At 57.3% G+C, this 16450-nt stretch carries 17 protein-coding genes; 10 read left to right on the forward strand and 7 right to left on the reverse strand.

All coding sequences use genetic code 11. The annotated features are described in order from the left end of the window. Positions 1–138 precede the first annotated feature (138 nt). The gene (gene tldD / locus ABJI08_RS21500; RefSeq protein ID WP_348403898.1) at positions 139–1560 is read left to right on the forward strand and encodes a metalloprotease TldD; all 1422 of its coding nucleotides are present in this window, start codon (positions 139–141) and stop codon (positions 1558–1560) included. Between the two features lie 166 nt (positions 1561–1726). Next, on the forward strand, positions 1727–2875 hold the full coding sequence (gene dprA, locus ABJI08_RS21505; RefSeq protein WP_348403899.1) for a DNA-processing protein DprA: 1149 nt from the start codon (positions 1727–1729) through the stop codon (positions 2873–2875). A gap of 2 nt (positions 2876–2877) precedes the next feature. Here the strand turns inward: dprA and ABJI08_RS21510 are convergent, their stop codons facing one another. Further along, positions 2878–3321, reverse strand: a complete 444-nt coding sequence (locus ABJI08_RS21510) for a hypothetical protein (RefSeq protein ID WP_348403900.1) — start codon at positions 3319–3321, stop codon at positions 2878–2880. 131 nt (positions 3322–3452) lie between these two features. On the opposite strand from ABJI08_RS21510, the gene topA reads away from it, so the two are divergent. After that, a complete protein-coding gene (gene topA, locus ABJI08_RS21515) occupies positions 3453–6044 on the forward strand; it encodes a type I DNA topoisomerase (protein WP_348403901.1) in 2592 nt (863 codons plus the stop codon). Between the two features lie 114 nt (positions 6045–6158). Here topA and ABJI08_RS21520 read toward each other — a convergent pair whose 3' ends face one another. Beyond that, entirely contained in the window at positions 6159–6314 is a 156-nt protein-coding gene (locus ABJI08_RS21520) for a hypothetical protein (protein ID WP_348403902.1), read from the reverse strand. Positions 6315–6373: 59 nt separating this feature from the next. Here ABJI08_RS21520 and ABJI08_RS21525 point away from each other — a divergent pair, with 59 nt between their 5' ends. The 6 genes from ABJI08_RS21525 to aat all read left to right on the forward strand — a co-directional run bounded on the left by ABJI08_RS21525 (position 6374) and on the right by aat (position 11092). Continuing rightward, a complete protein-coding gene (locus tag ABJI08_RS21525; protein ID WP_348403903.1) occupies positions 6374–7078 on the forward strand; it encodes a CoA transferase subunit A in 705 nt (234 codons plus the stop codon). Continuing rightward, on the forward strand, positions 7078–7707 hold the full coding sequence (locus tag ABJI08_RS21530) for a 3-oxoacid CoA-transferase subunit B (RefSeq protein ID WP_348403904.1): 630 nt from the start codon (positions 7078–7080) through the stop codon (positions 7705–7707). The genes ABJI08_RS21525 and ABJI08_RS21530 overlap by 1 nt, the downstream gene beginning before the upstream one ends. A 158-nt stretch (positions 7708–7865) precedes the next feature. Continuing rightward, entirely contained in the window at positions 7866–8402 is a 537-nt protein-coding gene (locus tag ABJI08_RS21535; RefSeq protein ID WP_348404021.1) for a LuxR C-terminal-related transcriptional regulator, read from the forward strand. Between the two features lie 173 nt (positions 8403–8575). Next, positions 8576–9073, forward strand: a complete 498-nt coding sequence (gene accB / locus ABJI08_RS21540) for an acetyl-CoA carboxylase biotin carboxyl carrier protein (RefSeq protein WP_348403905.1) — start codon at positions 8576–8578, stop codon at positions 9071–9073. A gap of 9 nt (positions 9074–9082) precedes the next feature. Further along, a complete protein-coding gene (gene accC, locus ABJI08_RS21545; protein ID WP_348403906.1) occupies positions 9083–10435 on the forward strand; it encodes an acetyl-CoA carboxylase biotin carboxylase subunit in 1353 nt (450 codons plus the stop codon). A gap of 21 nt (positions 10436–10456) precedes the next feature. After that, complete coding sequence (aat, locus tag ABJI08_RS21550; protein ID WP_348403907.1) at positions 10457–11092, forward strand: leucyl/phenylalanyl-tRNA--protein transferase; 636 nt, start codon at positions 10457–10459, stop codon at positions 11090–11092. Here the strand turns inward: aat and ABJI08_RS21555 are convergent. The 5 genes from ABJI08_RS21555 to ABJI08_RS21575 all read right to left on the reverse strand — a co-directional run bounded on the left by ABJI08_RS21555 (position 11038) and on the right by ABJI08_RS21575 (position 14496). Beyond that, a complete protein-coding gene (locus ABJI08_RS21555) occupies positions 11038–11505 on the reverse strand; it encodes a DUF2155 domain-containing protein (RefSeq protein ID WP_348403908.1) in 468 nt (155 codons plus the stop codon). The genes aat and ABJI08_RS21555 overlap by 55 nt on opposite strands. Beyond that, positions 11502–11954 (reverse strand): outer membrane lipid asymmetry maintenance protein MlaD, encoded by a 453-nt coding sequence (gene mlaD, locus ABJI08_RS21560; RefSeq protein WP_348403909.1) that lies wholly within the window; start codon positions 11952–11954, stop codon positions 11502–11504. The genes ABJI08_RS21555 and mlaD overlap by 4 nt, the downstream gene beginning before the upstream one ends. Positions 11955–11958: 4 nt before the next feature. Continuing rightward, a complete protein-coding gene (locus ABJI08_RS21565) occupies positions 11959–12342 on the reverse strand; it encodes an NADH:ubiquinone oxidoreductase subunit NDUFA12 (protein ID WP_348403910.1) in 384 nt (127 codons plus the stop codon). Between the two features lie 115 nt (positions 12343–12457). Beyond that, complete coding sequence (clpX, locus tag ABJI08_RS21570; RefSeq protein WP_348403911.1) at positions 12458–13723, reverse strand: ATP-dependent Clp protease ATP-binding subunit ClpX; 1266 nt, start codon at positions 13721–13723, stop codon at positions 12458–12460. A gap of 140 nt (positions 13724–13863) precedes the next feature. Next, on the reverse strand, positions 13864–14496 hold the full coding sequence (locus tag ABJI08_RS21575) for an ATP-dependent Clp protease proteolytic subunit (protein WP_348403912.1): 633 nt from the start codon (positions 14494–14496) through the stop codon (positions 13864–13866). 279 nt (positions 14497–14775) lie between these two features. Between ABJI08_RS21575 and ABJI08_RS21580 the strand changes: the two genes are divergently transcribed. After that, on the forward strand, positions 14776–16419 hold the full coding sequence (locus ABJI08_RS21580) for a sulfatase-like hydrolase/transferase (RefSeq protein ID WP_348403913.1): 1644 nt from the start codon (positions 14776–14778) through the stop codon (positions 16417–16419). Positions 16420–16450 lie beyond the last annotated feature (31 nt).

Below are 16450 nucleotides of genomic sequence, written 5' to 3' on the forward strand. Positions count from 1 at the left end.
GGAACAATCCCTCTGATAGAGGAATCCCGCTGTTGTTTCGCGCCTAGAAACCATATTCTACGCGGCAGATAAAGATATAAGCTTGCGGCAAACAGACGCTTTTTTTGATTTAGATCAAAAGGCGAGGGAAAAACACACATGACCGAGAACAACTTTCGCCCCTTCGACACTGCTTTGGACGAGGGAACGGCGCTGCGACACCTGCGCGCTGCGACGGATGGAGCAGAAGATGGGGAGCTGTTTTTGGAGCGGCGCAGCTCTGAGGGGCTGGTATTTGACGATGGTCGGTTGAAAACGGCGAGCTATGACGCGGCAGAAGGGTTTGGATTGCGCGCCGTGAACGGCGATGTTTCCGGGTACGCGCATTCTTCTGACATTTCCGAGGCCGCGATAAAACGCGCCGTGGACACAGCGCGACTTGCCGTTGGTGCAGGTGGCGGCGTTCTGGCCGAAGGGCCAAAGCCCACCAATCGGAAGCTTTATACCGATGCTGATCCAATTGGCGGGGTGGAGTTTCCGGTCAAGATCGACACGTTGCGCCAGATTGATGCCTTTGCACGCGATTTGGACCCCCGGGTTGTTCAGGTCTCTGCCACATTGGCAGCAAGCCATCAGCAGGTGGTGATCCTGCGCCCCGACGGCACGCATGTTTCAGATACGCGCCCCATGACCCGGGTGAATGTATCGGTCATCGTCGAACAGGACGGTCGACGTGAAAGCGGCGGCGCAGGTGGCGGCGGTCGTATTGGTCTGGACGGTCTGCTGGACGCTGCAGACTGGCAGGCCAAAGCGCGCGAGGCGCTGCGCATTGCTCTGGTCAATCTTGAGGCCGTCCCTGCCCCGGCGGGGCCGATGCAGGTTGTGCTTGGCCCCGGCTGGCCCGGAATCTTGCTGCACGAAGCGGTCGGGCATGGGCTTGAAGGTGACTTCAACCGCAAAGGCAGTTCGAAATTTGCTGACATGATGGGCAAACAGGTGGCTTCGCGCGGTGTGACCGTGATTGACGACGGCACCATCCCGGACCGGCGCGGGTCAATTACGGTCGATGACGAAGGCACCGCATCAAACAAGAATGTGCTGATCGAAGATGGCATTCTGGTGGGCTATATGCAGGATCGCCAGAATGCGCGTCTGATGGGGGTCGCGCCAACTGGAAACGGACGGCGCGAAAGCTATGCGCATGTGCCGATGCCGCGCATGACCAACACCTATATGGAAGGCGGCGACACCGATCCGGGTGATTTGGTGGCCTCGCTTAAGGACGGCATTTACGCGGTTGGATTCGGCGGCGGACAGGTCGATATCACCAACGGGAAATTCGTGTTTTCCTGTACTGAGGCCTATCGCGTTGAAAACGGCAAGATCGGTGCACCGGTCAAAGGCGCCACGCTGATTGGCGACGGTGCCACGGCGATGACGCAGATCCGTGCACTTGGCAATGATATGGCGCTGGACCCAGGGATGGGCAATTGCGGCAAAGCAGGTCAGTGGGTTCCGGTTGGGGTCGGTCAGCCAACTGTTTTGATAGATGGGCTGACCGTGGGCGGATCTGCCACGTAAACCAGTTGTGCGCCGGACGGCGCGCTTCCTTGCCTCTCGTCCTTGCCCCGGCAAGGACGGTCAGGCGGGCATTATGCGAACAGGTCATTCAATTATTTTGACGTGGTTTACGCCCCATTAACCACCCTCACGCTAAACCTGATTCTGCAAGCAGGCGGAGCCACGGATGACCGAAGACCACCATTCTTCCACTCACCCCCAACTCCCACCCACCACGGAAGAAGATCGTTTTGCGTGGCTCCGTCTCTTGCGCTCTCGGCGCGTTGGGGTGTCGACCTTTAACCGATTGATGCATGAACATGGCAGCGCGCAGGCGGCGTTGAACGCTTTGCCCGAGATTGCCCGCGCGGCAGGTGTTGAGCGTTACGAAATTTGCCCCGAAGGCGTTATACACGCCGAACTGAACGCAGGGCGCGCAGTTGGAGCCCAGCTGGTGGCACGCGGCACGCCATCCTACCCCAATTCTCTGACAGAAGTTGCAGACGCCCCGCCCCTGTTCTGGGCCAAGGGGCAGCTGGAAATTTTGCAAAAGCCAATGATTGCGCTTGTCGGGGCGCGCAACGCGTCTTCATTGGGCACACGCATGGCGCGCGCGCTGGCTCGCGATCTGGGGCAATCGGGATTTGTCGTGGTGTCAGGTCTGGCGCGAGGCGTGGATACAGCCGCACATCTTGCCGCGCTGGATACCGGAACAATTGCCGTCTTTGCCAGCGGTGTCGACGTGATCTATCCGGTGGAAAACACGCAACTGGCGCATGACATTGCCCAAAAAGGTCTGTGCGTGTCCGAACAACCCCTGGGCCTGTCCCCGCAAGCGCGCCATTTCCCGGCGCGCAACCGGATCATCTCGGGATTGGCGCGCGCCGTGATCGTTGTGGAAGCCGCCGCCAAGTCAGGCAGCCTGATCACCGCCCGTAACGCCTTGGACCAGGGGCGCGATGTGCTGGCCGTGCCGGGCCATCCGTTTGATGCGCGCGCAGCGGGATGCAACATGCTGATCCGGGACGGGGCGCAACTGGTGCGCTCGGCCGAAGATGTCATTGAGGCCATCAGCGACCTGAGCGGCATCCAACCTCAAATTCAACCGGACCTGCCCAATATCCCGGCGGCGCCCCCCCCCCGGAAACGCAGCTTGCGGGATGTGTCTGACCTGCACATGCAAATTCTCAACCGGCTGGGGCCTGCGCCGGTTGCCGAAGATCAACTGATCCGCGATCTCAAGGCGGAAAGCGCTGAAATCACACCCGCGCTGGTCGATCTTGAACTGGATGGCAAAATCACGCGCCAATCGGGCGGGCTGCTGAGCCGGTCGTGACGTCAGTTAATTCCGACGCAGTATTCTTCGATCACAGTTCGGAACACGCGACAGATCGGCCCCCAGGACCACCACACATCTGTTGCACCCAGCGACCACTCAACAGCCACCCAAGTGCGTCCCGATTTTTTATAGAGAACGTGATACCATGCGCCGTCCAGCTCTTCGGGATAGAGCTGCCCTCTAGTATAGGCGGGCGTGTCATAAAGGTTAATCGCACCGCCCCCCGGACGTTGCGCCCGCAATGAACCATAGGCGATATCCCCGGCCTGCCGTAAATCTTCGACAACAAACTGTACCGGCGCCCCCAGTTGCCATTCGGCATGGGCGCGAATCGCATCCATCAAATCCTGACGGGTCTGTGTGCCACGCGCCGGGGTGGTCCAGCTTTGTGCGAACACCGGACTTGCAACCAACATCAACAAAATCGTGACGAAACGAAACATCGGCTTGCCCCCAACCTGCATCTTCCTTACGTCACTGTGTCACGGCGAGAATTTAGATGCATTGACAATTACCACTTTCGCCCCACATTTTTCGCCGCCATAACGCTCGTCCCGAGTCGAGAGGAGATTTCATGCCCGTTGTTGTTGTCGAGTCCCCGGCAAAAGCCAAAACTATCAACAAATATCTGGGGTCCGATTACACGGTTCTGGCGTCTTATGGCCACGTACGTGACCTGCCACCCAAAGATGGGTCGGTCGACACCGATGACGACTTTGCCATGACATGGGAAATCGGAACAGATTCCCGCAAACATGTCAAAGCGATAGCCGACGCTCTTAAAGACGACAACGAACTGATTCTCGCGACCGACCCCGACCGTGAAGGCGAGGCGATCAGCTGGCATCTGGAAGAGGCTTTGCGCAAACGCCGGGCCATCAAAAAAGACACGCCGGTCAGCCGTGTTGTGTTCAACGCGATCACCAAATCAGCCGTCACCGAAGCGATGCGCAACCCGCGCGAAGTCGACCAGCCGCTGGTTGATGCCTATCTTGCCCGGCGCGCGCTGGACTATCTTGTAGGCTTTAATCTCAGCCCGGTTTTGTGGCGCAAACTGCCCGGCGCACGCTCGGCAGGGCGGGTTCAGTCGGTCTGCCTGCGCCTGATTGTGGAACGTGAAACCGAGATCGAGGCATTCAATGCGCGCGAATACTGGTCGGTCAAGGCGTTGCTCGGCACGGCGCGCGGTCAGGAATACGAAGCACGCCTGACGATTCTGGGCGGCAAAAAACTTGACCGCTATGACATTGCCAATGACACTGCCGCTGAACTGGCGGTTCAGGCAATCCAGTCGCGTGATTTGTCGATTGCCCGCGTCGAGGCCAAACCGGCCAGCCGCAACCCGGCCGCACCTTTCATGACCTCGACCCTGCAACAGGAAGCCAGCCGTAAATTCGGCATGGGCGCGCGCCAATGTATGAGCACCGCCCAGCGGCTTTATGAAGCCGGGCACATCACTTACATGCGGACAGACGGCATCGACATGGCGCCTGAGGCGGTTCAGGCCGCACGCGATGCGATCAAGGATCGGTATGGCGCGGAATACGTACCCTCCAGCCCGCGCATGTATAAGAACAAGGCCAAAAACGCGCAGGAAGCCCACGAATGTATCCGCCCGACGGATATGACCCGCGATGCGGCCTCTTTGAAATTGTCAGAACCAGATCAGCGCAAGCTTTACGATCTGATCTGGAAACGCACGCTGGCCTGCCAGATGGAAGGCGCCCGTATGGAGCGCACGTCGGTCGACATCGCCAGCGATGACGGTCAGGTCGGTCTGCGCGCCACGGGTCAGGTTGTGTTGTTTGACGGATTCCTGCGGGTATATGAAGAAGGCCGCGATGATCAGGTCGTGGATGATGACGACAAACGCCTGCCCCAGATCGCCGAGGGCGAAGCCGCGCCGAAGAAATCCGTGACCCCGGAACAGCATTTCACGCAGCCCCCGCCCCGCTATACCGAGGCGACGCTGGTCAAAAAGATGGAAGAACTGGGCATTGGCCGCCCATCGACCTATGCCAGCGTGATCACCACGATTCAGGACCGCGAATATGTCCGCAAGGACAAAAACCGCCTGTTTCCCGAAGACAAAGGCCGGATTGTTACCATCTTCCTGCTGAATTTCTTCCGGCAATATGTAGGGTATGAATTCACCGCCAATCTCGAAGAAGAGCTGGATGACGTCTCAGCGGGCGAGCGCAATTACAAAAACGTGCTGAACCGCTTCTGGAAAGATTTTTCGGTCGCGATTGCCGAAACTTCCGAGTTGCGTATTACCGAAGTCCTGGATGTGCTGGATGATGCGCTGGCCCCACAGCTGTATCCGCCACGCGAAGACGGCACCGATCCGCGCGTTTGTCCGAAATGTGGTGAAGGTCAGCTGCACCTGAAAACCTCGCGTACCGGCGGGTTTGTCGGTTGCGGCAATTACCCGGAATGCAGATACACCCGCCCCATTGCCGGCGAAGGTGCCGATGGCGATGAACGGGTTCTGGGCGAGGATGCGGGCGACGAAATCTGGCTCAAGGCCGGTCGGTTTGGACCTTATGTTCAGCGCGGCGAACCCACGCCCGAAAACAAAAAGCCACCACGCGCGTCTCTGCCCCGCGGCTGGAACAAAGACGACATGGACCTCGCCAAGGCCCTGACCCTGCTCAGCCTGCCACGCGAGATTGGCGCCCACCCCGAAGGCGGCATGATCACGTCCAATTTTGGTCGCTTTGGTCCCTATGTCATGCATCAGCTGGCGGACGAGGCAAAACCAGTCTATGCCAACCTCAAAGACCCCAATGATGTCTTTGAAATCGGCATGAACCGGGCAGTTGAAATCCTTGCTGAAAAACGCGCCAACCCCGGGCGGCGTGGCGGCGGGACGGCTGCCAAACCGCTTAAGGAACTTGGCGAACATCCCGAATCCGGCGGGCCGGTAAATGTGATGGAAGGCCGCTATGGCGCCTATGTAAAATGGGAAAAGGTCAACGCCACCATCCCCAAAGATGTGCAGGCCGCCGACGTGACCATGGAACAGGCTGTCGAATGGATCACCGAAAAGGCCGCCAAGAAAAAGCCAACCAAGCGCAAGGCAGCCGCTAAAAAGAAGGCCCCGGCCAAAAAGAAAGCGCCAGCCAAGAAAGCAGCAACCGCTAAAAAAGCTGCCTCTGAATAGGCCAGCGCCTCAGAGCTAGATCAGATAGGGCACCGCTTTAAAACGGTGCCCTTTTTCTTGTCTCTCAAAAGGGTGTTCGTCGTGCTGCCTGCGTTGCGCAAAAAGCGTGCCACCTCACGGCGTCCGAATGACAAGATGGCGCGACCCGAATGGGTGCATCGGCTTTAATACCCAAGCCATCGGAAACCGGATCGAATACGCACTGATTGGCATACCGACACCGCCTTTCTGAATGTCCCCGTAGTAATACGGCACAACCACGCCCCGCATTGACTCCCCACACCCGGAACGCCAAAACAAAAACAATTCCGGATCACAGGGAGAGTTCCATGAAGAAGGTATACGCTAGCGCCGCTGAAGCGCTCGACGGTGTCTTGCGCGATGATATGCTGATCGCCTCAGGCGGGTTCGGGCTGTGCGGCATTCCACAAATGCTGCTCGACGCCATTCGCGACTCGGGCGTCAAGGACCTGACATTTGCGTCTAACAACGCAGGCACCGATGGCCAGGGCATCGGCATCTTGCTGGAGTCGCGTCAGGTACGCAAAATGATGTCGTCCTATGTCGGTGAAAACGCTGAGTTTATGCGCCAGTATCTGTCGGGCGAACTTGAGCTTGAGTTCAACCCCCAGGGCACGCTGGCCGAGCGCATGCGCGCTGGTGGTGCGGGCATCCCCGGTTTTTACACCAAAACCGGTGTGGGCACCGTGATTGCCGAAGGTAAAGACCACAAAGATTTCAACGGCGAAACCTACATCATGGAAGAAGGCATTTTTGCCGATCTGGCCATTGTGAAGGCATGGAAAGCTGACGAAACCGGCAACCTGGTCTTCCGCAAAACCGCGCGCAACTTTAACGCGCCCGCCGCCACATGCGGCAAGGTTTGCATCGCAGAAGTCGAAGAAATTGTGCCAACAGGCTCACTTGACCCCGACACGATCCACCTGCCCGGCATCTATGTGAACCGCATCATCAAAAGCACGTCCGAGAAACTCATCGAACAGCGCACCGTGCGCAAGCGGGAGGAAGCATAATGCCTTGGGATCGTAATCAGATGGCCGCACGCGCGGCTCAGGAACTTCAGGACGGCTGGTATGTGAACCTTGGCATCGGTATTCCGACGCTGGTCAGCAACTATATCCCCGAAGGTGTCGAAGTGACGCTTCAGTCGGAAAACGGTATGCTGGGCATGGGCCCGTTCCCTTTTGAAGGTGACGAAGACCCGGACCTGATCAATGCAGGCAAACAAACCATCACCGAACTGCCTCAGACCGCCTATTTCGACAGCGCACAGTCGTTTGCGATGATCCGCGGCGGCAAGATTGCCATGGCAATCCTTGGCGCTATGGAAGTTGCCGAAAACGGCGACCTTGCCAACTGGATGATCCCTGGCAAGCTGGTCAAAGGCATGGGCGGCGCAATGGATCTTGTGGCCGGTGTTGGCCGTGTGGTTGTGGTTATGGACCACACCAACAAACACGGTGACTCCAAGGTGCTCAAGGAATGCACCCTGCCACTGACCGGTCAGAAAGTTGTCGACCGCATCATCACCAATCTGGGTGTGCTGGATGTGGTTGACGGTGGCCTGAAAATTGTTGAGCTCGCCGACGGCGTCAGCGAAGAAGACATGCGCGCCTCGACGCAGGCAACGCTGGTCGGCTAAACCGCCTTTAAAACCTACGAAAAAGCCCGGTGTTCTGACCGGGCTTTTTTCATTAATCACATCCCGAAATACCGACGCCGGACACCCCGGCCTTTTGTCTATCCAATACAAACGCTTGGCCTTTGATCACGCATGTGCAATCTAGTGGTCTCATGGACTTGGATACACTTGCCTTCGAGCACGCCCCAATCGGGCTTGTGGTACTTGAAAACCGGATCATCCGGCGCTGTAACCGGCATTTTGGCGAGATGTTCCGCGAAGCCCCCGAACTTTGTGAAAACGTGTCTCTGGGGGAGTTTTATGCCTCAGAACAGGATTTTCAGGTCATTGGCGCGCGTGTTCTGGCCGGATTTCAGGCCGCCGGGCGCTATAATGACGAACGAGTCATGCGCCGTCGCGGAGGCGAGCTGTTCTGGTGTCGTGTGCGCGGCACATCGCTGACCCCGGAAAGCCCGTTTCAGCGCAGCATCTGGTCGTTTGCCGATCTGTCCGATGAACGCCCACTTGTTGAACTCACCCAGCGTGAACGCGAAGTTGCCATCCTGACCTGTCGCGGCCTGACCTCCAAAGAAATCGGACGCGAACTGGGCCTGTCTTATCGCACTGTCGAAGAATACCGCGCGCGTCTGCTGCGCAAGTTTGGCGCCCGCAAGCTGGCCGAACTGGTGGCCAAGCTGTCCGGCATGCCATTGTGAGTCAAAATAAGTGAGTCACAGAATATCGATATTTTAGCCTCAAAATCCCACTTAAACCCCTTATATTACTGCATCAGATCAGCTTTCATCACCTGCGCATTTGACCTATAAAGCGGCGCAGGGAAAAACAAAGACTCAAACCGCGCACAGCGCCGCAGAGGGTAGAAACGAAAATGAGCAACAACAAACATGAGTCGGACGTCGCTTTTGTTCGGGCTTTGGCAGAACTGCTGCGCGAAAATGATCTGACCGAACTTCAGGTAAAACGTGAATATGGTGAAGACGACACTTTGAAGGTTCGTGTCAGCCGCCAGCACCCGGCGCCGATCGCGGCTGCTCCGGTTGCTGTTGCCGCCGCACCTGTTGCACCCGCCGCCATTGGTGCCGCGCCCGCCGCTGCAGCGCCCGCAGGCGAAGCGGACGATCCCGCCAACCACCCCGGCGCCGTGACATCGCCGATGGTCGGCACGGTGTACCTTCAGTCAGAACCCGGCGTGCCCGCCTTTATCAGCGTCGGCGCACAGGTCAGCGAAGGCGATACACTCCTCATCGTTGAAGCGATGAAAACCATGAACCACATTCCGGCCCCTAAATCGGGCACGATCAAACGTATTCTGGTGGGCGATGGCGATACGGTCGAATACGGCGCGCCTTTGGTCATTCTCGAATAAGGCGCTGACATGTTTGATAAAATCCTGATCGCCAACCGCGGAGAGATCGCATTGCGCGTGATCCGTGCGTGCCGCGAAATGGGCATTCAGTCGGTCGCGGTGCACTCTACCGCAGATGCCGACGCAATGCATGTACGCATGGCTGACGAAGCCATCTGTATTGGCCCTGCTCCCGGAACCGAAAGCTATCTGAACATGGCGTCGATCATCGCCGCCTGCGAAGTGACCGGTGCCCAGGCCATCCATCCCGGCTATGGCTTCCTCAGCGAAAACGCCAACTTTGTGCAGATTGTCGAAGACCACGATCTGACATTCATCGGCCCCACGGCGGAACACATCCGCATCATGGGCGACAAGATCACCGCCAAGGACACGATGAAAGACCTTGGTGTGCCTTGTGTGCCCGGCTCTGACGGCGGTGTGCCTGATCTTGCGGCCGCCAAGCGGATCGGTGAAGAGGTCGGCTATCCTGTGATCGTCAAGGCCACCGCAGGTGGTGGCGGGCGCGGTATGAAAGTGGCCCAAACGGCTGCCGACATGGAAAGCGCCTTTCTGACGGCGCGCGCCGAAGGCAAGTCCAACTTTGGCAATGACGAAGTCTATATTGAAAAGTACCTGACCACTCCACGCCACATCGAAATTCAGGTGTTTGGTGACGGCAAGGGCAAAGCTGTGCATCTGGGCGAACGGGATTGTTCGCTTCAGCGTCGCCACCAAAAGGTTTTCGAAGAGGCCCCCGGCCCCGCGATCAGCCCCGAAGAACGCGCACGCATCGGTAAAACCTGCGCGGACGCGGTTGCGCGGATCAACTATATCGGCGCCGGCACCATCGAATTCCTGTATGAAAACGGCGAATTCTATTTCATCGAAATGAACACACGTTTGCAGGTGGAACACCCTGTGACCGAGGCCATTTTCGGTGTTGATCTGGTGCGCGAGCAGATTCGTGTCGCCAACGGCTTCCCGATGTCATTTGGGCAGGACGATCTGACCATCAATGGTCACGCCATCGAAGTGCGTATCAACGCAGAGCGCCTGCCGAACTTTGCGCCCTGCCCCGGCAGAATCACCCATTATCACGCGCCCGGCGGGCTGGGTGTGCGGGTGGATTCAGCGCTTTATGATGGCTATTCGATCCCGCCCTATTATGATTCTCTGATTGGCAAACTGATCGTGCATGGCCGCGACCGCCCCGAGGCGCTGGCACGTCTCAACCGGGCTTTGGGCGAACTGATCGTGGATGGCATCGACACGACCGTGCCCCTGTTCCACGCGCTTCTGGCCGAAGCTGACGTTCATTCGGGCGACTATAACATCCACTGGCTGGAACGCTGGCTGGAAACCAACATGCCTCAGGGCTAAACCACATGGGCGCGCATTCGCATGGGTGAATTGACACCTGATCTGCTGATGCGCGCTTATGGTTTGGGCGTCTTTCCGATGGCCGAACACCGCGACGACCCGGATGTGTTTTGGGTTGATCCGATCCGGCGCGGAATATTTCCTCTCGATCAGTTTCACATTTCCCGGTCGCTGGCGCGCGCACTACGCCGGAGCGATTATTCTGTCACGCTGAACCGCGATTTCGTCGGCGTTCTGGATTGCTGCGCGGACCGCGCGGAAACGTGGATCAACGCGGAAATCCGCGACCTCTACACAGCTCTGCATGCCCGCGATCAGGCGCATTCGCTGGAAATATGGGACCAGAATACGCTGATTGGCGGGGTTTATGGCGTCACGCTTGGCGCGGCGTTTTTCGGGGAAAGCATGTTTTCGGCGCGCCGTGACGCCTCTAAGATAGCGCTCGCCTATCTGGTTGAACATCTGCGCCGTTGTGGTTTTACGCTGTTTGACACACAGTTTTTAACTGATCACCTCGCGTCATTAGGGGCGATCGAAATACCACGGCGCGATTATCAAAAGATGCTGACTTGGGCGACCCGGCACTCCGCCGAAATCACTGCTCACTCGTTGCCGTCAGTTGCCGATGTTTTGCAGCGACGCACCCAGACGTCATAACGCGCGTGGTCCAGCGCGCTCAGCGCCGGAGAGGAAGCAATCATCCAACCCTGAAAGATCGCATCGCCTGCGCCGTTTTTATCGAGAATGGTCAAAAACGCATAGGCTTCCCCATTGGCGTTGTCCTCGGGGTGGCGACACTGCGCCATATCCACCCGCAACCCGCCAAAATTCACGCTGTAGCCGTTTTCCAGTTCGAAATCGACCACATCGCCTGTCAGCTTGTCCAGACCACGCAGCATGGCCCCCTGCGCAATAACGGCCTGAGCCACGGTTTCGCGGGTCGCGTCCCCAAGGTTCTGCTCTAAAGGTTCAAACGTTAGTGGTTCGATCTCAAGTTCTTCAATGATGATTTCCTGCGCACCCACCATGGCTGGCATGCAGATGGCAAATGCCGTCACCAGCCACTTCATCCTTCGTCATCCCCACCGGCGACAAATTTAAGCAGCAATGAGATCAGGCTGACCGAACTTTGCGTGTCTTCAATCTCATCCCCGGCCGCCAGATTGAACGGCGACCCACCGGGCAGGATTTCGACAAAATTGCCGCCCAGCAGTCCTTCGGACGAAATCACAATCGAGGAATCATCGGGAAGCTCGACGCCGTCCTGAACGGAAACCACAGCATCTGCGCGAAAGGTCTGGCCGTTCAGCACAATGTCCGTCACGGTGCCGATTTTGACACCGGCCAAACGCACATCCGTGCCTACGCTCACGCCTTCGATAGACCGAAACGACGCGGTCAGCGCATAGCCGGTGCTTGCATTGCCAAAACTCGCGAATTGGCTGGCATATACCAGAAATCCAATCGCAGCAGCGACAACAACGGCACCTACAGTGGCTTCGGTTCGAACCGCCGACATGGTGTTACTCGGGGCTCCAAGCCTCATAGTCGCGCCGCTCTGCCGGTGTACCGGCGCGGATCGACCCGGCAGGCGCATAGGCCATCGCCGTACCCGACAGGTTTTCCTGATGCGGCTTTTCCCACTCTTTGTGCTTCAAAGGCTTGTCCGTGGGCGCTTCGTCATAGGTGCGGTGCAGCCATCCATGCCAATCGGCACCAATCCGGCTGGCTTCGACTTCGCCGTTATACATCACCCAGCGTTTCGAATCGTCCGGGTTGCGATAATAGATGTTGCCCTGATCGTCCTCGCCCACTTTCACGCCGTGGCGACGTGTAAAAAGACGTGTGTTCAGAGTTCCGCCGTTCCACCAGGTCAAGACGCTGTTGATCGTGCTCAGAATGCCCATGGATGCCTCCGCAAATTCTCTTCCCATATGGACCAAATCCCTGACAAGGTCCAGACTTGTGCCAAAGGAAAGGGGCGGACAAATTGCCCGCCCCTGAATTTTTGCTCAATTTTGCTTATCCGGCTGAGGCCGGTTCTTTTTCGGCCTCACCGTGGATCATTAACGGCGCTGCCGCTCCGGTGGCCGCCTCTACGTTGACCACCACTTCGGTCACGCTGTCCATACCCGGCAGGTCAAACATTGTGTCCAGCAGAATGTCTTCCAGAATAGAGCGCAGGCCACGTGCACCCGTCTTGCGTTCAATCGCCCGTTTGGCAATTGCGCTCAGCGCGTCATCGGTAAAGGTCAGCGCCGTGTCTTCCAGTTCAAAAAGACGCTGATACTGTTTGACCAAAGCGTTCTTGGGACCTGTCAGAATTGTCACCAGCGCATCTTCGTCCAGATCTTCCAACGTCGCCAGAACCGGCAAACGACCGACAAATTCCGGGATCAGACCAAATTTCAAAAGATCTTCCGGCTCCAGATCCTGGAACACTTCTCCGACCCCACGATCGTCATTGTCCCGCACATCCGCGCCAAAGCCCATAGCCGACCCTTTGCCACGCTGGGCAATGATCTTGTCCAGACCGGCAAATGCGCCGCCGCAAATGAACAGGATATTGGTCGTATCCACCTGCAGGAATTCCTGCTGAGGATGCTTGCGTCCGCCTTGGGGTGGCACAGATGCAACCGTACCTTCCATCAGCTTCAATAGCGCCTGCTGCACACCCTCGCCCGACACATCACGTGTGATCGATGGGTTTTCAGATTTGCGCGTAATCTTGTCGACCTCGTCAATATAGACGATGCCACGCTGCGCGCGTTCGACATTATATTCGCTGGACTGCAACAGCTTGAGAATGATGTTCTCAACATCCTCGCCGACATACCCCGCCTCGGTCAGCGTGGTTGCGTCTGCCATTGTGAACGGCACATCCAGAATGCGCGCCAACGTCTGCGCCAGCAACGTTTTACCGCAGCCCGTTGGGCCAATCAGCAGAATGTTGGATTTCGCCAGCTCAATGTCGCCGGATTTTTGCGCGTGGTTCAACCGTTTATAGTGGTTGTGCACCGCCACAGACAACACGCGTTTGGCCATAGCCTGACCAATCACATAATCATCCAGAACGTCACAGATTTCGCGCGGCGCCGGAACGCCGTCAGACGCCTTTAGCCCGCTTGCTTTTGTCTCTTCCCGAATGATGTCCATGCAGAGTTCGACGCATTCGTCACAGATAAACACAGTGGGTCCCGCAATCAATTTGCGGACCTCATGCTGGCTCTTGCCACAAAAGCTGCAATAGAGCGTGTTCTTGCTGTCTCCGCCAGAAGTGTTCGCCATGTCCTACCTTTCAGGCCCTGTCGTGCCGCCCCGAGTTTTTTCGGCTTGGCGCCCGCGTTCCGGTCAGCTTAGGCCAGCCGTTTGACGGGTACAATGTCAAAGTGCGCCATGTCGCAATCTGCGGCATGGCGCATTAATCATCACTTCTCTTCGTCGTCGCCTTTGGGACGGCTTTCGACGATCTCATCAATCAGTCCGAAATCCTTGGCTTCTTCGGGTGACATAAAGTTGTCCCGTTCCAACGCTGCCTCAACATCTTTCAGCGATTTGCCGGTGTGGCTGACATAAATCTCATTCAACCGGCGCTTCAGCTTCAGCGTCTCTTCGGCGTGAATCATAATGTCCGTCGCCTGCCCCTGATATCCGCCGGATGGCTGGTGCACCATGATACGGCTATTGGGCAACGAGAATCGCATGCCCTTTTCGCCTGCCGTCAGCAACAGCGATCCCATCGAGGCCGCCTGACCAATCACCAGCGTGGATACTTTGGGTTTGATGTATTGCATCGTGTCATAAATCGACAGACCCGACGTCACCACGCCTCCGGGGCTATTGATATACATCGAGATTTCTTTGGACGGGTTTTCTGCCTCCAGATGCAGCAACTGCGCCACGATCAGGCTCGACATGCCATCATGCACAGGTCCGTTCAGAAAAATGATCCGCTCCTTCAGGAGGCGCGAGAAAATATCATAAGCGCGCTCACCGCGGCTTGTCTGCTCCACCACCATCGGTACGAGGGTGTTCATATAAGTCTCGTATGGGTCTGTCATATCCGCCTGCCTGTTCAACGCTCCGGACCGGGAATACGGCCCTCCAACAGAGTCATAATGTTGGTCCCGGGGGGCTGCAAGGCCAGCAGACCGTTTTTAAGTTAACAGACCGTAAACCCAGCGCGAGGTCGCGGCTCCTTTCTGTCGAATTTTCGCTTGCGTTCTGTGCCATTTGCAGGACTTTGTGTCGCCTTTTACAAATTAACAAGTCAGTGAAAATCCTTTGCGCGCCAGTTCCTTTGGCCTAGTGTGAATGAATAGTTATTGACGAGGGGTTCCATGAAACTGACAACAGCATTTCTGGCCGGTTTGCTTTGCGCAACCGGCGCTATTTCACAAGAAAATCCAATTATACACGACGGCGAATACGAATTTCTTCGGGCACAAGTCGGTGAGACCTGGGACGCTCAGGATATCGAAATCGACGCGCGACTGGCCGAACTGCGCGAGGCCAATGGCGGCGCGCCACCCAACATCCTGTATGTTCTGATTGATGATGTCAGCTTTGGCATGCTGGGCAACCGGGCCATGAATTACGTGACCGGGATCGACACGCCAAACATTAACGAGCTTGCTTCTGAAGGCATGTCGCTGATGCGCATGTATACCGAACCCTCTTGCACCCCAACCCGCACGGCGATGCTCACCGGGCGTCATCCGGTGCGCGCTGGCGTAGAAGAAGTCAAAGTCGCACTGGTCGGCGAAGGCCTCGCCGCCGAAGAAGTCACCATTGCCGAAATCCTCAAACAGGCCGGGTACAACACTGCGCATGTCGGCAAATGGCATCAGGGTGACATCGAACAATCCTATCCCCACAATCAGGGTTTTGACTGGGCGGCCTTTCCCACCCATCAACAAGTGCAATTATCGCTGATGACCCGCGAAGCCATGCAAGCCAACAACATGATCGGCTTTGATCCCTCGGGCCAGACCAACCCGTTCGCCATCGACCAACGTTTCAAACCCTATGGTCTGGTCACTGGTCTTGAGGGCGAAGCCGGCTCTCTCGCGCGCGAAGTTGATATGGAAGCGGGCGAAGTCTGGACCCAGGCCAAATACCGCGACATGAACGAACGCTACCAACGTCAGGCGCTTGAACAGTTGAACAGTCTCGCAGCAAAGGATGACCCGTTCTTCCTGCAATACTGGCCGCTATACCCGCTGAACTTTGTCTACGATCAGGAACAGCAAACCTCGCGCAACGGCGGCTACATGGCGGAAAAGCTCGAATTGCTCGACATGTGGCTAGGCGATCTTTTCAACGAAGTCGACAAGCTGGGTATCGCGGATAACACTGTTGTCATGCTGATGGCGGATAACGGCATCTTCAACTACTACGCCCCGGCCCAGTCCGGCTTTATGGAACTGATCTATCGAGGCGGCAAAACCGATCATCTCGAAGGCGGCGTGCGCACAGATGCCTTTATCCGCTGGCCCGGCGCCATCGAAGCGGGCAGCACTGCAGGCGACATCGTCCATGTGTCTGATCTGTTCACAACCTTTGCACGTCTGGGCAACGCCACCGACTTTATCCCACGCGACCGCGTGATTGACGGTGTCGATCAAACCGCGCTGCTGCTTCAGGGCGAAGGCAATTCGCGCCGCGACTATGTGTACGTCTACGAGGGTCCTGTCCTGCGTTCTGTGGTTAAGCAGGAATTCAAAATGCACCTGCCCCCGCCCGGCCTGCCCGGTGCGGCCGCAAAAACCTTCAACATCCTGCGCGACCCACGCGAAGAAAGCTCGCAGATCGGCATCGCATTATGGGCAGGGGCTGCCTTTCAGGACATGGTCAAGCGCCACGCTTTGACCATCGCCAAACACCCACATCTGCCATTGGGCAAGGGTGTGCCTTACGAAGGCATCGAAAACCTGCGCCCGGAAAGCATTCTGGCGCGCGAGGTGTTCGCCAGCTGGCATTAAACACCAGCCCGGAATAATCACCCCGGTCGGC

Origin of the sequence: Shimia sp. (assembly GCF_039969785.1) — a bacterium.
GTDB lineage: Bacteria > Pseudomonadota > Alphaproteobacteria > Rhodobacterales > Rhodobacteraceae > Shimia.

What these genes read in the sequence shown, in the direction of transcription:
- dprA (WP_348403899.1), top strand. Translation starts at nt 1,727, where the DNA reads ATGACCGAAGACCACCATTCTTCCACTCACCCCCAACTCCCACCCACC.
- ABJI08_RS21555 (WP_348403908.1), bottom strand. Translation starts at nt 11,505, where the DNA reads ATGAAGTGGCTGGTGACGGCATTTGCCATCTGCATGCCAGCCATGGTG.
- accB (WP_348403905.1), top strand. Translation starts at nt 8,576, where the DNA reads ATGAGCAACAACAAACATGAGTCGGACGTCGCTTTTGTTCGGGCTTTG.
- ABJI08_RS21580 (WP_348403913.1), top strand. Translation starts at nt 14,776, where the DNA reads ATGAAACTGACAACAGCATTTCTGGCCGGTTTGCTTTGCGCAACCGGC.
- ABJI08_RS21525 (WP_348403903.1), top strand. Translation starts at nt 6,374, where the DNA reads ATGAAGAAGGTATACGCTAGCGCCGCTGAAGCGCTCGACGGTGTCTTG.
- ABJI08_RS21520 (WP_348403902.1), bottom strand. Translation starts at nt 6,314, where the DNA reads ATGCGGGGCGTGGTTGTGCCGTATTACTACGGGGACATTCAGAAAGGC.
- ABJI08_RS21510 (WP_348403900.1), bottom strand. Translation starts at nt 3,321, where the DNA reads ATGTTTCGTTTCGTCACGATTTTGTTGATGTTGGTTGCAAGTCCGGTG.
- ABJI08_RS21565 (WP_348403910.1), bottom strand. Translation starts at nt 12,342, where the DNA reads ATGGGCATTCTGAGCACGATCAACAGCGTCTTGACCTGGTGGAACGGC.
- ABJI08_RS21530 (WP_348403904.1), top strand. Translation starts at nt 7,078, where the DNA reads ATGCCTTGGGATCGTAATCAGATGGCCGCACGCGCGGCTCAGGAACTT.
- clpX (WP_348403911.1), bottom strand. Translation starts at nt 13,723, where the DNA reads ATGGCGAACACTTCTGGCGGAGACAGCAAGAACACGCTCTATTGCAGC.
- accC (WP_348403906.1), top strand. Translation starts at nt 9,083, where the DNA reads ATGTTTGATAAAATCCTGATCGCCAACCGCGGAGAGATCGCATTGCGC.
- mlaD (WP_348403909.1), bottom strand. Translation starts at nt 11,954, where the DNA reads ATGTCGGCGGTTCGAACCGAAGCCACTGTAGGTGCCGTTGTTGTCGCT.
- topA (WP_348403901.1), top strand. Translation starts at nt 3,453, where the DNA reads ATGCCCGTTGTTGTTGTCGAGTCCCCGGCAAAAGCCAAAACTATCAAC.
- aat (WP_348403907.1), top strand. Translation starts at nt 10,457, where the DNA reads ATGGGTGAATTGACACCTGATCTGCTGATGCGCGCTTATGGTTTGGGC.
- tldD (WP_348403898.1), top strand. Translation starts at nt 139, where the DNA reads ATGACCGAGAACAACTTTCGCCCCTTCGACACTGCTTTGGACGAGGGA.
- ABJI08_RS21575 (WP_348403912.1), bottom strand. Translation starts at nt 14,496, where the DNA reads ATGACAGACCCATACGAGACTTATATGAACACCCTCGTACCGATGGTG.